At 36.0% G+C, this 16,027-nt stretch carries 12 protein-coding genes and 1 pseudogene; 9 read left to right on the top strand and 4 right to left on the bottom strand.

Translation table 11 applies throughout. From position 1 onward, the window contains the following. Window positions 1–555: 555 nt before the first annotated feature. Both OB236_RS06470 and OB236_RS39980 read right to left on the bottom strand, forming a co-directional pair. Window positions 556–1,071, bottom strand: coding sequence for a transposase (locus OB236_RS06470; RefSeq protein ID WP_262683225.1), 516 nt, complete (start codon window positions 1,069–1,071; stop codon window positions 556–558). Then, window positions 1,031–1,303 carry a DUF4372 domain-containing protein gene (locus OB236_RS39980; protein WP_408638416.1) on the bottom strand — a complete coding sequence of 91 codons (273 nt, stop codon included), beginning with the start codon at window positions 1,301–1,303 and terminating at the stop codon, window positions 1,031–1,033. Before OB236_RS39980 ends, OB236_RS06470 begins: the two co-directional genes overlap by 41 nt. Window positions 1,304–2,183: 880 nt before the next feature. Between OB236_RS39980 and rfbD the strand changes: the two genes are divergently transcribed. The 9 genes and pseudogenes from rfbD to OB236_RS06425 all read left to right on the top strand — a co-directional run bounded on the left by rfbD (window position 2,184) and on the right by OB236_RS06425 (window position 14,327). Next, entirely contained in the window at window positions 2,184–3,038 is an 855-nt protein-coding gene (rfbD, locus tag OB236_RS06465) for a dTDP-4-dehydrorhamnose reductase (protein ID WP_262683224.1), read from the top strand. A 45-nt stretch (window positions 3,039–3,083) separates the two neighbouring features. Then, window positions 3,084–3,860 carry an ABC transporter permease gene (locus tag OB236_RS06460; protein WP_262683223.1) on the top strand — a complete coding sequence of 259 codons (777 nt, stop codon included), beginning with the start codon at window positions 3,084–3,086 and terminating at the stop codon, window positions 3,858–3,860. A gap of 28 nt (window positions 3,861–3,888) precedes the next feature. Continuing rightward, window positions 3,889–4,620 (top strand): ABC transporter ATP-binding protein, encoded by a 732-nt coding sequence (locus OB236_RS06455; protein WP_262683222.1) that lies wholly within the window; start codon window positions 3,889–3,891, stop codon window positions 4,618–4,620. Window positions 4,621–4,650: 30 nt separating this feature from the next. Continuing rightward, window positions 4,651–5,511 (top strand): NAD-dependent epimerase/dehydratase family protein, encoded by an 861-nt coding sequence (locus OB236_RS06450; RefSeq protein WP_262683221.1) that lies wholly within the window; start codon window positions 4,651–4,653, stop codon window positions 5,509–5,511. Between the two features lie 623 nt (window positions 5,512–6,134). After that, window positions 6,135–6,245, top strand: a pseudogene (locus OB236_RS06445) (transposase); the annotation flags it as partial. Window positions 6,246–6,470: 225 nt separating this feature from the next. Continuing rightward, complete coding sequence (locus tag OB236_RS06440; protein ID WP_262683220.1) at window positions 6,471–8,381, top strand: rhamnan synthesis F family protein; 1,911 nt, start codon at window positions 6,471–6,473, stop codon at window positions 8,379–8,381. Window positions 8,382–9,115: 734 nt separating this feature from the next. Further along, a complete protein-coding gene (locus OB236_RS06435) occupies window positions 9,116–10,534 on the top strand; it encodes an MBOAT family O-acyltransferase (protein WP_262683219.1) in 1,419 nt (472 codons plus the stop codon). An 11-nt stretch (window positions 10,535–10,545) separates the two neighbouring features. After that, window positions 10,546–12,096 (top strand): alginate O-acetyltransferase AlgX-related protein, encoded by a 1,551-nt coding sequence (locus OB236_RS06430; RefSeq protein WP_262683218.1) that lies wholly within the window; start codon window positions 10,546–10,548, stop codon window positions 12,094–12,096. 1,262 nt (window positions 12,097–13,358) lie between these two features. Beyond that, the gene (locus OB236_RS06425; RefSeq protein ID WP_262683217.1) at window positions 13,359–14,327 is read left to right on the top strand and encodes a glycosyltransferase family 2 protein; all 969 of its coding nucleotides are present in this window, start codon (window positions 13,359–13,361) and stop codon (window positions 14,325–14,327) included. A gap of 68 nt (window positions 14,328–14,395) precedes the next feature. Here OB236_RS06425 and OB236_RS06420 read toward each other — a convergent pair whose 3' ends face one another. Next, window positions 14,396–15,043: a transposase gene (locus OB236_RS06420; RefSeq protein WP_262683216.1), complete on the bottom strand. Its 648-nt coding sequence runs from the start codon at window positions 15,041–15,043 to the stop codon at window positions 14,396–14,398. A 456-nt stretch (window positions 15,044–15,499) separates the two neighbouring features. Further along, window positions 15,500–15,859: a hypothetical protein gene (locus tag OB236_RS06415; protein ID WP_262683215.1), complete on the bottom strand. Its 360-nt coding sequence runs from the start codon at window positions 15,857–15,859 to the stop codon at window positions 15,500–15,502. Window positions 15,860–16,027: the final 168 nt, after the last annotated feature.

The raw sequence follows: 16,027 nt of genomic DNA, 5'->3' as shown, positions 1-16,027 counted from the left end.
TTTTCGGTTCTTTTATTTCTTTTACCCGATTTGTGCGGTTCTCAATTTTATGGGTTCAATCTAAATAGCGTTGCATTAAACTGAAAAACCTTAGTTAACTGAATATTCAGAACAAAGATTCACTTCAGTCTACCAAAAAGTCGATCTCCTCTGAGTGGTAACTCGCCCATTTAGTATATTATGTAATTTATTGAAAACCGAGAGGGACTTAGGATTAGCGGTTTTTGCTTTGTCTTCCTGCCCATGTACGAAGGGGCATGTAATGAATACGGGAGACCCAGTCCTCTACGGTTTTCAATAACAATGCTTTGAGCCAACGGCATACTTCCAGCAGGCTATGTTTCGTACGGGTCTCCAGCTTGATTAATACGAGCAGTCAAAAAGCGATCAGTGCCATCCATACCTGGTTCATCACTGCCCGTTCGCTGGTTCCGTAAAAGGCTTGGATCCGAACATACTACTTCATCCAATTAAAAAAGGTTTATATCGCCCAACCTTCGCGATAGATATGCTCGATTTCATCCGCATCTAGATCGAATCGATTGGTGAGAATAGCTACCGGATTCCCCTCGGAATCGACGCTGTCATCAAGTGCAATATGTTTTCCATCCGTTTCTGCGGAGTTCCAACGACCACCATTTCATCCGTAAGCTTCCCGCTATTTGCCGGCAATGTGAAGGACTCTAGCGGGCGGATCACCGTATTTCTCTTGGTCCGAGTAAAGAAGATACCGCGGTCGCAGTAGTGGTCGAACTTGGCATAATCGAGATAACCCCGGTCGAACACATTCGTGAGCCCGACCTCATCGACAAGCGCATCCAACGGGGTCCGGTCATTTTTCTTGGCTGGCGTCAGGATGGTTTTTTCGGAAAGCATTTCATCATCGATGTAGGTTAGCCGGAAATGAAGCTTTATTCCCGCTTTTGTTTTACGGAACTTCGCCCTCTTGTAAGTCTGTAAACAGAGCCCTATCGTCGTGGAATCCGTGATTTGAAAGTCTTTTCTGAGCGTAGTCGGTGCCGTACTTTGGTTAACTTGAACGACTAACTCCGTAAATACCTGTTCGAGCAAGGCCGGATCTCCCTAATTGTGCTTTCGACTTAGTTGAGAAGCCGAAATGGAGGATAATCCGAGTTCTCTGCTGTTGAATTTGGGCATGCAAGAACAATTTCAGGTACGCATAGGTCGTCAGTTTTTTGACGTATTTATCTTGTTCTGCTTGGGCGACTCGTTCTGTAAACGTCTTCGCACAAATGGGAGAAATCCATTTACCAAATGAAGAAAATAGAGAATGATTGTCCATGGGCTAAATCCTTTTTAATGGATTATGGACAGGTATTACCTGCCATTTCATTGTAAAGGATTTTTTTCTATTTGAACCTTTAATAAGACAGAAGATTTTGAACTATCAGAGAAAATTAATGCAAAGCTAGTGAGAATCTTCACAATTAAAAATATATATACCATGAACAACCTAAAATGAAACTTGTCTTTTGTCAGAAATACACCTAAAATGAAGAAGGTTGCATACCATAGTTCCATATGACATTCCAGATATAGATCGTATATAGTATCTAATAAAGAATGGTACATTCAACTGAGAAAACACCTAAGCGATTAGCTTCAACTAATCCTAAACGGTCGGAACGTCTGTTTGTTTATTTTAAATTATTAACCAATGAAAATTAATAGCAAACTAATAGAGGATTCGGCTTATGTTGATTAAATCTCTGGTGAAATCTTCCTGTTTGTTCTTTAAAGTATAGTATCGAATTTGTTTTTACACTTTTAAAAACAGTTCCCATCTTCTCCAAATTTCAGATTAATTTTAGCATAAATGCACTGGTATTCCAATTTTATTTTTGGAACATTGTTTTGAATAAGCAGAATTTCCATTTTGATAGTTAAAAGGAGACATTTACATGCTATTCAGTATAAGACATTTACTAGTAATATGTGTGTGCCTTTGCTAATATTGTTCTAAATCGTATTCCTTGTCTTTTATTAGTTTCATATTATGGGAAAGGAGCATTTTATTAAAAGAATTATTTTGATTGATGTCTTGGATAATCAAAAATGGTTATAATAGATAAAATTGTAGAATGCACAGGCTCTTGTAGCATAATGTATTTTGGTAAATAAAATTCGGAATAGATTATTGTGTATTCTTGGGAGAAATGATCATGAGAGTATTTGTTACCGGAGCTAAAGGGCAACTCGGGAATGATGTTGTGAAATGTTTAAAGGAAAAGGGAATCGAGTTTTGTGGTGTAGGCATTGAGGAATTAGATTTAACTGACTTGGAAAATGCCGCGAAGTATATTCGGAATTACTTACCTGATGTAGTTGTTCACTGTGCTGCTTATACGAATGTAGATAAGGCAGAGAGTGAAATAGAGAGATGCAGAGTTTTAAATGTCGAAGCAACAGCTACCATTGCAAAAGTCTGTAAAGAGATCGCTGCCAAACTTGTTTATATTAGCACAGATTATGTGTTTTCTGGTGAAGATGTCATGCCATACGAAATTGACTCAGAAGTAGGGCCTTTATCCGTTTATGGACAAACAAAATTAGATGGCGAAAAAGAAGTTCTACAGGTGGTTGAAAAACACTTTATCATTAGAACATCATGGGCTTATGGAGTAAATGGAGAAAACTTTGTAAACTCTATGTTACGAATCAGTAAAGAACGTAAAATTATTAATGTTGTCTCCGATCAGGTTGGTTCACCAACATTTACAGAGGATTTGGCAATACTTATTGTCGAAATGCTTCAAACCGAGAAATATGGCATATATCATGCTACCAATGAAGGATATTGCAGTTGGGCAGAATTTGCTGTTGAAATCTTCAGTCAAGTTGGCGGTGAAACAGAGATTAATTTTATTAAGTCCGAAGAATACATCACAAAAGCAGTTAGACCCAAAAATTCCAGATTGTCTACGACAATTCTAGAATTGAAAGGATTTAATCGCTTGCCAAAATGGAAAGACGCATTGCGAAGATACTTGCTGAAAATCGGAGCTATCCTAGATTAGTTAAATTTTTCAAAGTAAGCTTAAATTAACAGTGGGGATAGATGAATGATGAATTATATAAAAAACTTTTTGCGATACAAAGGACTTTTGCGAGAATTTATTACTAGAGATTTGAAGATTAAGTATCGTCGTTCAATCCTTGGATACTTATGGAGTCTATTAAACCCACTTTTAATGATGGTTGTTTTGGTAGCTGTTTTTTCAAATATTTTTAGATTTGATATACCTAACTTCCCAGTATATCTATTATCAGGGCAAATTATTTTCAGCTTTTTCGCAGAAGCTACTTCATTATCAATGAATTCTATTCTTGACGCAGGATCATTAATAAAGAAGGTGTATATTCCTAAGTATATATTCCCAGTTTCAAGAGTGTTATCTTCATTCGTGTCGCTTCTATTTTCACTTGTTGCGATTCTAATTGTAATGATAGTGACTGATGCTCCCATTACGCCAGTTGTTCTTTTCTTCCCATTACCATTATTATATATTTTATTGTTTTCAATTGGTATGGGTCTTATTATGTCAGTTTTGGCTGTATATTTCCGAGACATAATTCATTTATATACTGTATTACTTTCAGCATGGATGTATTTAACTCCAATTTTTTATCCTATTAATGCAGTTCCTGATTATGTAAAGTCTGTTATATCTGCCAATCCAATGTATTATTTTGTAGAAGCATTTCGGGATATTGTAGTCTATAATCAGCTCCCGAACTTTCAGACAAATTTAGTGTGCTTTACTTTTTCGGCAATATCTATTTTATTAGGGCTTTTTGTGTTTTATAAAAATCAACATAAATTTGTATTGTATATTTAAAGAAATACAAAATGGAAGGATCTAAGTTATGTCAGATATTGCAGTTGAAGTAACGAATGTTTCAATGCGATTTAATCTTGGTAGAGAAAGAATCAACAGCTTAAAGGAATACACAATTAAGCTCCTGAAAAAAAGTATCGAGCATGAAGAATTCTACGCTCTTAAAAATGTTTCTTTCCAAGTGAAGAAGGGGGATTCTTTCGCCATTATTGGTGGAAATGGTTCTGGTAAAAGCACAATGCTGAAAATAATTTCAGGTATCTTTAGACCTACTACTGGTAATGTTATGGTAAATGGAAGCATTGCGCCATTAATAGAGCTTGGTACAGGATTTGATGTTGAGCTCACAGCGAAAGAAAATATATTTTTGAATGGTGCTGTACTTGGCTATTCAAAGAAATTTATGCTTGAGAGATATGATGAAATTATTGATTTTTCAGAGCTCTATGAATTCGTTGATGTGCCCCTTAAGAATTTTTCTTCGGGAATGGTGGCACGTCTTGGGTTCTCAATTGCTACCCTTGTAAAACCAGATCTTTTGATTGTTGATGAGATCTTATCGGTAGGTGATCAAGCCTTTCAGGAGAAATGTGAACAAAGAATGGATGATTTGACCTCAAGTGGTACAACCCTTATCCTTGTTTCACATTCTATAGATCAAGTACGAAAAGTTTGCAACAATGCTATTTGGTTAAGAAAGGGAGAAGTTATTGCATTAGGTCAAGTTGAAGATGTTTGTAACGCATACTTACAAGGATAATATTATTCACAAATATTAGGAGAGTGTGATATGTCAACTAACAATACTGTATTAGTCACAGGGGCTGGTGGCTACATTGGAAGTTATGTAGTTAAGAAACTATTAGATATGGGGGTTAATGTATCTGCAGTTGACAATAACACAGAGCGTATTGATTTCAGAGCTAATATAGTAGAGTATGATATCTTTGCAGATAATGAAAACATCTATGAGGAACTAGGAATGCCAGACGTTTGTTTGCATATGGCATGGAGAGATGGGTTTGTTCATAACGCTGATTCTCATCTCAAGCACCTTTTTTCACATTATCGGTTTATCAAACACATGATAAACGGAGGACTGAAGCATATTGCTGTCATGGGAACGATGCATGAAGTTGGTTATCACGAGGGTGAAATTAATGAAAATACACATACTTCGCCCTATTCTTTATATGGAGTTTCAAAAAATAGTTTACGTCAATCACTTGAAATCCTATTGAAGGACCAAGGGGTTGTTTTCCAATGGTTAAGAGCTTTTTATATTTATGGTGATGATTTGAAGAATAAATCTATCTTCACAAAAATTATTCAAGCGGAACAAGAAGGAAAAGAGAATTTTCCATTTACTTCCGGAAAAAATATGTATGATTTTGTAACCGTTGATGAGTTGGCCCAACAAATATCATTAAGTGTCTTGCAAACAGAAGTAACTGGAATTATCAATTGTTGTTCTGGTACACCTGTAACGTTGCAAGATATGGTCGAAAACTTTTTAGAGAAGAACGGGTTTAATATTAAGTTAGAATATGGTGCCTTTCCTGATCGTCCCTATGATTCCCCAGCAGTTTGGGGAAACAATGAAAAAATACAAAAAATCTTAAAGGCTACTACTCAAGCTGGTTGTTTATAAAAGTTAGGATCTCAACTTTCGTAGTCTGAGATAGGAAAACCGTCAATTACTTCATAAATTCACAAAACTAATTGCTGCGAGGTTGCCGTCTTGTCCATGGTGCTATGATCTGTAAAACAAAGCGTATACCCTCCGGATCTTCAACTCCTTCACTACATGTAAGAGTTACAGATCCAGAGGGTACAGATCTATCATCACCGATAAATTGGTAAATAAACTACAACTTCGCCAATTTGTTAAAGAGCACATCTTCCGTTCAACCGAGGACATCCAGGCAACGCTCAAAGAACTCTTCAAGAATGTTTTACAGGAAACCTTTTTAGAAGCAGAACTGGACACGGAGCTCGGTTACAACAGATACGTTACGAAGAACAAAACCGGTAACCACTGAGTACAGGGATGTGGATATCCATGATCATTTGGAGCAACTCTACTGCATTGAGGTCTCCCAGACGCTCATTTCAAATAACCAACAAGATCGTTCCGTTAATCAAGGAACGGAATACCGCCCGTTGCAAAGCGTATATGCCGTCGTTTTTTTGGATGCGAATCCATTTCAAAGTGAAGCAGGACGGGCACATCGTGAATAAAGCGGTGGCATTGACCCAGATAGCAACAAGGATGAGTTGCGTAAATTGATCTATACGACCAACATGATTGAGAGTTACCATCGGCAACTCCGCAAAGTGACGAAGGGCAAAAACATCTTTCCCTCCGATGATTCCCTGCGCAAATGGACGGACGGGTACAGAATTGGGGCCAAATTTTTATTGCAGCTAACGGTGTATTTCCTGGCATGGATGCAGGTACACTAATGCAGCTTTACGTAGAAGCGCGGGGCTGATAAGCTGAAGCGAAACAAGTCCCCCAAGGATTTTTGATAGGCTTACGGCATGTTTCCACAAATTTTATAAGCGTATTCTAATGCGAAAGTAGAGTTAATAAAGGGGCGAGTTTGGATGTCATTAACCGAAAAAAAAATTGAAATGAAAAGAGTTGCAGTATTTCTATTTTATGACAAAGACGGAATTGTTGATGATTACATTACTTTTCTATTAGAAGATATAAAAAAAAATGTAGACAGACTTGTAGTCGTTTGTAATGGCAAGTTAACGGTAGAAGGACGAGAGAAATTTAATAAATTAACAGAAGAAGTATTTGTAAGAGAAAACAAGGGTTTTGATGTTTGGGCATATAAAGAGGGCATTGAATATATTGGGTGGGAAGGGCTTTCTGATTATGATGAATTAGTACTATTGAATTATACAATGTTTGGCCCTTTGTATCCTTTTAAAGAGATGTTTAATGAAATGGACAAAAGAAGTATAGACTTTTGGGGAATAACCAAGCACTATGGTTCGGAAGATGACTGGACCGGTGGAAATATGAAATACGGTTATATTCCTGATTTTATTCAATCATTTTTTATAGTAATAAGAAAAAAAATGTTAAATAGTATCGAATTTAGAAAATATTGGGATAACATGAGACCGATCGGTTCTTATATAGAATCTATGGCCTTTCATGAAGGTGTTTTTACAAAAGACTTTAGTGATAGTGGTTTTGTGTGTGATGTATACATTAACACGGATGATTTGAAGGAATTTACTCAGGCTCCAACTACCTATGCACCTCTAGAATTATTAAAAAGAAGATGCCCAATTGTAAAGAGAAAAGTGTTTTTCGATTATTATGAATATTATCTTCGCTATAATACAGGTGAAATAGGTCTAGAGACATATGAGTATATACAGGAAAACCTCAATTATAATGTTGATCTTATATGGAACAACATACTTCGTACAAGTAATCAAGCAGATATTAAGAAGAATATGCAATTGAACTACATTTTACCTATAAACTATAGCGAAAAGAAAATAGAGCCACAAAGGAATGTTAAGGTGGCTTTAATTATGCATTTATATTTTGAAGATTTAATTGAGAATTGTTATGAATATGCAAAATCAACACCCAAAGAAACGGATATATATATCACCACTAATACCGAAGCAAAAAAGAACGCAATAATAGAGGTGTTCGAGAAATTAGAATGTAATAAAATAGAAGTTATCGTGATTGAGAATAGAGGACGAGATGTATCTTCACTTTTGGTGAGTTGTAAGAAAATCTTAATGAATTATGATTATGTATGCTTTGCACATGACAAAAAAACAGCGCAAATAAAGCCCTATAGCGTTGGAGAGTCGTTTATGTACAAATGTTTTGAAAACATACTTGGAAGTAAAGCGTTTGTCGAAAATATCATACAAACATTTGAGGATAATCCAAAACTGGGATTGCTAACGCCTCCTCCTCCTAATCATGGTATTTATTATTCTACTATTGGATTAGAATGGGCCAGTAACTTTCGAAACACGCAAAATTTATTGAAAAAGTTAGGAATGGGGAATATTCCAATAGATATATCTAAAGAACCAATAGCACCTCTCGGTACAATGTTTTGGTTCAGGCCAAAAGCATTACAATCATTAATAGAGTATGATTGGGAATATGATGATTTTCCGAAAGAACCTAATGATATGGACGGTACGATCTTGCATGCTATTGAACGGATATATCCTTATGTTGCACAGTTTGAAGGTTATTACTCAGCTTGGGTTTTTTCTGATAAATTCGCAAAGATTGAAATCACGAATTTACATCATATGTTACGAGAGTTCAATGTAGCCATATTTGAAAACGGTATGTTTAGATATCAACATCATACCGATGTTGTAAATGGTGTTAGACGCAGTATTCGAAATAAAAGATCATTTAAAATTTATTTAAAATCTAAATTACGAGAGAATCTACCGCCAAGAGTAATAAATTTATTGAAAGCTATGAAGAAAGCTATTTTCAAAAAATAGATTCTACATACACCTCTTCGCTCAAAGTAGTAGGTTTATATAAATAAAATACACCGATAATAGGATGTGTGTTTTAAATTATAAATCGAATCATCTTGGTACGTAAGTTTCATGAAATCATACATTGAATCACGAATAATCTATGTTGCGTTTTAGATTTAATATTAAGTTGACACCAAAATTCCCTTGTTTTAAAAGTGGAAAATAAAACTCCGTTTATGACAGATGAAAGTCCTTATTGAAGAGGATATAAATGCATCACCTTATTTATGGATGGGGTTATAACCTAAATTTATATTTTTTCCAAAGGATCGAATCACGCTCGAGCTTATTACACAAAATGGTTGTACAAGAATTTTATGTTTAATTCTTGTTTTTATTCATTTGCATTTAGATACTTTCTATCGTTAGATCACATGGTCACAGATTCATCCGATGCTTTAAAAAACCGGTAAGTTAATAGGATCCCACCTAAATGACAACTGGTTTACAGGAAGGACTGAGTAGTAATATTCGATCGTTCAAACGAAAGGTCAGAGGAGTAATATCGACACGCCACTTCTTTACGATGACTTATTTCACGATAATAAATTAATTTATTAAGTTATGTCTCAATGAAGAAGAACAAAAATTCAATCCGTGCGACGTCAGAATCCGTTCACCTCGTCGACTTGATTTCCTTGTCCGTTCTTAGAGTCCCTCTATGCAAACCTTTGAAATGAGGAGTATAAACAATGGTCTTTAGTTCAACAATATTTTTATTTTGTTTTCTTCCACTTGTTTTACTATTTTACTATTTACTAAAAATAGAGTATCGAAATGCATTTTTATTGGTTGCCAGCCTTTCCTTCTACGCTTGGGGTGAACCCCGGTTTGTTTTTGTAATAATATTATCAATTCTAATTAACTACTTGTTTGGCTTGCTAACACATGTATGCCAACAAAAATTTGGTCTTATAATAAACAGGATTATATTACTAACTGGTGTAGCAGCCAATTGCTGTCTTCTTTTCTATTATAAATATTATGATTTCTTCTTTTCAAGTATTAATAGCTTAACAGGATTGGATTTTCCTCTAAAGCATATTGTATTACCAATCGGAATTTCATTTTTCACATTCCAAGGACTCTCTTATGTAATAGATCTATATATGAAGAAGGTTCCTGTCCAAAAGAATTTCATTAAATTCGCTTTGTTTAAAGCCTTTTTCCCACAGCTTATAGCAGGACCAATTGTCAGATATGTTGACGTGCATCAACAAATTGATAATCGTATTTGTACTGTTGATGACTTCGCTTATGGTGTAAGGCGTTTTGTAATGGGTCTAGGTAAAAAAATAATTATTGCTAATACACTTGGTTCTGTCGCCGATAATATATTTAGCCTTCCGAATGACCAACATTCTATGACTATCGCATGGATTGGTGCTATATGTTATACTTTCCAGATTTACTTTGATTTTTCAGGCTATTCCGATATGGCAATAGGGATTGCGAGAATGTTAGGCTTTAAATTTAAAGAAAACTTCGATTTCCCCTATATATCCAAATCAATAACTGAGTTTTGGCGGAGATGGCATATTTCGCTATCCTCATGGTTCAAAGATTATCTGTATATTCCACTCGGGGGAAATAGAAGGGGAAACGTTTATGTAAACTTGTTAATTGTTTTTATTGTAACGGGTTTATGGCATGGTGCGGAATGGAACTTTATTATTTGGGGCTTATGGCATGGTCTATTTATTATTATTGAGCGCATGCTTAAGAAAGCCAATTTAAACATTAAAGTCCCCAAAGTACTTTATTGGATCTATACCGCCCTCGTTGTTATTATTGGTTGGGTTCTATTTAGAGCACCTAATTTAGGTTATGCATTAGAATATTTAAAGATTATGTTTGGCTTATCGAAAGCAACTCATGTTGGTTTCAGTCCATGGTATTATTTGGATCATTCAGTCATTTTTATGTTACTAATTGCATGTATTGCTTCATTGCCGATATCCAAGTATCTAAAAGAAACTGTTGGCGCATACGAAAACCACAACAACTTCAGTTTATTAATACAAAATACTTATATTGCAATGTTGTTTGTTCTATGTATCATGTATTTAGTAACAACAACATATAACCCATTTATATACTTTAGATTCTAGGGAGCTGAAATATGAAGATTCATAGGCTGTTTAATATCTTAATGGTTATATTCTTTTCTTTGGCTATAACGATTCCTTTAGTAGCTGTAAATAAAACATCTGGTAAAATCTCTTCTGATGAAAATAGAGTATTAGCCAAATTCCCGTCTTTCTCCAATGGACAAGAGGGACTGAACACTCAATTTATTAAGGAATTTGATACTTGGTTTAACGATAATTTGGGTTTTAGAGAAAAACTCGTAAAGGCAAATACGATGTTGCAGTATGCTCTTTTCGGAAAGTTGACTAGAAGTGACACCGTAATTGGAAAGGATAATTGGCTCTTCTTGATGTATCCCAATATGATACAAGCTTATCAAAATCTAGATTTGCCCACTAAAGATAAATACCAACAATATATTGTGAAATTTAATCAGCTAAATAAATATTTCAATAGTATAAAAACGCCATTTATTACAATGGTAAACCCTGATAAAGAAACAGTATATCCAGAGAAAGTGCCAGATACTATATATAAAGTTGGTGATTTGTCGAAAACTGATCTAGTGATTGATCATTTAACTAATAACACAGAACTTGATATTTTCTCACCTAAGAATAGTTTAATAAAGGCAAAGTCATCTGCAACGGTTTATTCACAAAATTATGATTTAACACATTGGAATCAATATGGAGCATTTGTTAGTTACTTAGAATTGATGAACCGAGTTAAAAAGTATATTCCAGAAATTAAGATTGTATCATGGAATGACTTTACTATTACGCCATATAAAAGAACAACGATGTTATATGGTAAGGTTCCATTTGAAGAAACAGATTATAATTTCTCATACAATAAAGAATATTCTACTATTAAAGAAGTTGGTCCATTAGATAAGTTTAATCTCATTAGCAGTAATTTATCATTTAGATATGTTAATCCAAATAATAATAAATTACCTAAAGCTTTAATTATGGGGGATAGTTATGTTTATATGTTTATGTTACCCTATTTAGCAGAAAGTTTTTCAGAGCTCACTTTTTTACATAAGGATAATATGGGCGATATAAAGAACTTTGTAAATGTATTGAAACCAGATATTTTCATCTTGGAGTTTATGGAACCTGCTCTCCATCAATTTGTTGATACAATTTCCTATTCAGAGAGTTATTTTGAGAATTACGATAAATACAAGGATCTACCGATAAAACCCAATCCACAAGAAGGACTCATGTGGATTGATTCTTCTAATAATAATTTAGTACAATCCAAGGATAGCATTGTTATAGACAAAACGGACAAGGTGGTTAGTTTAGTAGGATGGGCTGTAGATGCTAATGCAGGAAATACAGCAGATAATATATTTTTAAAGGTCGGAGAAAAATATTATTCTGGAACATATGGAACTCCGCGAACAAGTGTATCTGATTATTTTAAAAATCCTAATCTCACCAACTCAGGTTTTACATTTACTTTAAACGCTGCTGATTTGATAAATGTAGGAAAGTTTAGTCTAGTTATTATATCAAAAGATAAAAAATATCAATATTTCCCTGTTGAATATAAAGTTGTTGTCAAATAGATAACATATTCCAAATTTCAAACGTACAATTGAACGACCAAGCCTTATTTAGTAGAGTAATTTACTATGATAAGTTGTTCTTGTCGACAGATACTTTTCATAGCCAACGCAGTTTGCAAAGGAGTGGGGTTGCTAGGACCAGAACCATGTCACCAACGTTTCAGATTATATTCACCTTAATCCCACACTTCGCACTCAGTCTGAGCTTGAGAAGAACGAAATTCAAAGCCCAAACCGAATGGTGTTTATTGCTTAAGTAAATTATTTCACTTTTGCTTAAATTCTTGAATGGACAGCTAACGTCCGTTCTGGAGAATCATCTTTCGGTTTTCGAATTCGTTCCTCCCCACAGGTAAAGCCAGTAAAAAAGGTATGCTCATCACTTTAACACGTTCTGTTTTTCTATTCAAAGGTATTATGAGATGATAGAGAAAGGAAAAGGTTCTTCTTCACATTGATTTGACCATTGTACAAACCAAGCTATTCCTCCTATATTGCCATGCTTGCCCAATGACTATTATCATTGACACGTCTTCATATGCCTTCTTTTGCGCACTGTGTGGCCTGGGCGGCTGCGTCTTGCCTTGGGCTCGATTTTTCTGTTTTCTTGTACTAAGGCAATGTCTTTCATCACCAACAGACGCAGGGAGTTTCCCTTAGTGCACGAATTACTGATGTAGCCATATTTATTGGAGTGTGATTCATCGTCTCCTGCATACAAGGAATCACTCGTGGTATCTTTGTGAAAAACGGACATAGAGGACATGTTCTGTTCCCTTTTTACCGTCAATTGACGTATAGGAGGAACTCAGAGGCAAAATACATCGACATTTTCATACAGCAGTACGCCAAGAACCTACTCTCTCAATGTTCGATATTAACCAGAACTTTCTACTCGGCATACGTGGGAAGATCGCATGCCAGCTAGAAGTCTTCCATCTTTCTATTACGTTCACTCCTTGTGTCAATCCAACATCACTCAACATACACCCTATACTTCTAATTTCACAAAGTTGTGAATGCGAAATAATGTTTAATCAAGAATGAAGTCTACAGCAGCAGACAACGCGATGACAAGTTAATTTTGCGCCGTTTTTAAGATATTGAGCTGGGTATAATTAGAAAAATATGAGGAGAGATGCTATGTCTATATCTTTAACTATTGAAATGGCACGGCTTATCATACATTCTAAGTAATATTAATATTGATAAACGAATTATAGCATCAGGAAGCTTAATAAAAATAGGAGATGACTTTGACCATGCTAATGAAAAGTAAGCGATCAACTGTTAGCATCCATATTGTCACGTTTAACAGTGAAAGCTGCATTCAGAATTGCTTAGAATCTATATTCCAGCAATCGTATTCAATATCACAAATTATTATTGTAGATAATGCTTCATCAGACCGAACTAAGGAATTCCTGAAAAAGTATCACGGTGAGATTGATATATTGTATAACTCTTCCAATAAAGGATTCGCTCAAGCCCACAATCAGGCAATTCGTTCCTCACACAGTGACTATTTTCTTGTTCTTAATCCGGATATCAGGCTTGATAAAAACTATGTCTCATATCTGATTGAAGCAATGGAGGATCATCCATCCGTAGGTAGTTCTGCTGGTATGTTGCTGAGTCAGAACCAATTAGGGTTTATTGATAGTGCAGGTCTGGTTATTAAACGTTCCCGCCGTGCATTTGATCGGGGGCAAAATGATCCTTCCCTAAAATGGAGCAGATCGACTGAGGTTTTTGGCGTTTCTGGTGCCGCAGCACTTTATTCTAGGGTAATGGTTGAAGATATTAGTATTTTTGGAGAATTCTTCGATGAAGATTTTTTTGCTTATAAGGAAGATGTAGATGTGGCTTGGCGTGCCCAACTTATGGGATGGGGCGCATATTATGAGTCGAAAGCTGTGGCTACGCATGAGAGAGGATGGAAATCTGGTAAACGAAAGGAACAACCGATTTTTGTCCGAAGACTTTCGTATATAAACCGATACAAAATGATGCTGAAGAACGATATTATTGGGTATGTGTTCTTACATTGTTTTTATTTGCTGTCCTTTGAAGTTCTTAGTTTAGGGTATACCATTCTCAGAGAGCCGCAACTTATTCTTGCGTGGGGGGACCTGTTCAATAAATTTGCAACTATTATTAAGAAAAGAAAGCAGATCCAAGAGAAGCGAAAAGTTTCTCTGCAGCGGGTATATAATTGGTTTAATTCGTAAGAGAGAATACAGTCTATTTGGTAAATAGACGCTTTCATCGTGTCGAATTGTGATATTTCTTCCAATTACTAGCGCACATAAGTCCCGATCTTACAAATATGAAGAGACCATTTATTACGACTTAGAACATTCGGCGAATGATCATCCCACGAAGTAAAAGCTTCTTTCCACTCCCAAACCTTACGAAGAAGTGGGGAGTAGCCGAGCAACTCATCTAGCTTGTTCTTACTTTCAGCGGAAAGTGATTCTGCTTGGGGATTTAAAAGCCGATGATGGGCCTTAAGATGTGCTTTCGCCCTTGGGGCAAGCGTGCCTTGTACCGCTTTACGGACCTCCTTAACAACCTCAATGACATAACCGTGAACATGAAATCGATCCGCAATCCGGATGGCATTCGGAAAGCATTCGCTAATCCAGGTGTGGTAGCCTTGAGCCAAGTCCATCACGACCGTTTTTGGCGTTAGTTGCCGAAATACCGGATGTTGCTCGGCATATACACGTAGTTCATCCAGCTTTCGTCCAGGTAACAGATCGAGTAAAGTTCCGCCCTTCAGGTCATGAATGTCGGTATTGTAGATATGCCCTTTCTTGGTGGCGAAGTCATCGACACCTAGGGCTAGGCCCCTGCATGCTGTCGCTTGTTTCCATGCTTGCTCGGAAAGCCGTTCGCTTTCCATAGGAATAGCCTCGTTATGCATCCGTTGTACGGTGCTCACCGGCGCTTCTTGCATGCGAGCTCCATGTGCTGCTGTAGAGCCAAGCGATTGCTCTCGAAAGAGGTTGCTGTGCCGTCTTTTTGGCCCTACAAAATCACACACCCGAACAAAACCGATCCCACATTGCGAACACTGCATCCGGATGTATGGAACCAAGAGATACACTCTTTTCCCAAACGCAGCTAGATGCCGTATGGTACGCGCGCCATTGCTGCCCTTAAGCGTGACAAATTCGTCTGAGCGGCAAATTGCACACCCTTGCTTTTGGGCTACTGGTGTTACTTCGATATATATTTCATCTCCACTCATCGGCAGAGAATCTGGTGAATCTGTAGCTCTGGTATGTTGAGCATATCATTGATAAATATACTGAGTCTGCCTCTGTCAATCCTTTTGTTGTTTGGTAGGACTTACAACCATACAGGATTGGCAGATGTTTTTCCATTTTCAACCTTACTAGAGTACGTCAAGCACTGATTTTGGTTTGAGCCTAATTTTTTTTTTGAAAAATTTAAAATAAGCTTTAAAAAGAATCTTATCTGGTTCCGAATCCAACGATTTATATAAACGCAAGTATAATTCAGATTCAATTGCTCTAGTTCCCACACTTTCAGCTTTCTTTTCATCCCACCAATTCACCAAGTCCCTCCAAAGTAACCCATTTGATGGAATTGGTTGGTCATAGACAAGACAAAATTCTTCATTTTTCACAATTTTGATATCATTACTTATAGAATCACTTAAAACAATCTCAAGCTTTAAGCCATCAGCAGCAAATATAAGATTTTTAACTCTTCCCCTTACACCTTCAAACAATTTTAGAATAAAAAAACGAGGTAGCCTGAAATATGTTCTGTGACTTATAATTTATATCCATCATTCACAAGATGTTTGTTAATTTCATTAACATAATCCTCTATATAGATTGAACCCATAAAATTGAGAACCGCACAAATCGGGTAAAAGAAATAAAAGAACCGAAAA

This window comes from Paenibacillus baimaensis (assembly GCF_025567575.1).
The sequence above is the reverse complement of the archived record's forward strand: the minus strand, read 5'-3'. Positions and strand labels throughout refer to the sequence as shown.

Excerpts from the sequence above, each read along its gene's own strand:
- OB236_RS39980 (WP_408638416.1), bottom strand. The coding sequence starts at position 1,303 with ATGGACAATCATTCTCTATTTTCTTCATTTGGTAAATGGATTTCTCCC.
- rfbD (WP_262683224.1), top strand. The coding sequence starts at position 2,184 with ATGAGAGTATTTGTTACCGGAGCTAAAGGGCAACTCGGGAATGATGTT.
- OB236_RS06460 (WP_262683223.1), top strand. The coding sequence starts at position 3,084 with ATGATGAATTATATAAAAAACTTTTTGCGATACAAAGGACTTTTGCGA.
- OB236_RS06455 (WP_262683222.1), top strand. The coding sequence starts at position 3,889 with ATGTCAGATATTGCAGTTGAAGTAACGAATGTTTCAATGCGATTTAAT.
- OB236_RS06450 (WP_262683221.1), top strand. The coding sequence starts at position 4,651 with ATGTCAACTAACAATACTGTATTAGTCACAGGGGCTGGTGGCTACATT.
- OB236_RS06440 (WP_262683220.1), top strand. The coding sequence starts at position 6,471 with ATGTCATTAACCGAAAAAAAAATTGAAATGAAAAGAGTTGCAGTATTT.
- OB236_RS06435 (WP_262683219.1), top strand. The coding sequence starts at position 9,116 with ATGGTCTTTAGTTCAACAATATTTTTATTTTGTTTTCTTCCACTTGTT.
- OB236_RS06430 (WP_262683218.1), top strand. The coding sequence starts at position 10,546 with ATGAAGATTCATAGGCTGTTTAATATCTTAATGGTTATATTCTTTTCT.
- OB236_RS06425 (WP_262683217.1), top strand. The coding sequence starts at position 13,359 with ATGCTAATGAAAAGTAAGCGATCAACTGTTAGCATCCATATTGTCACG.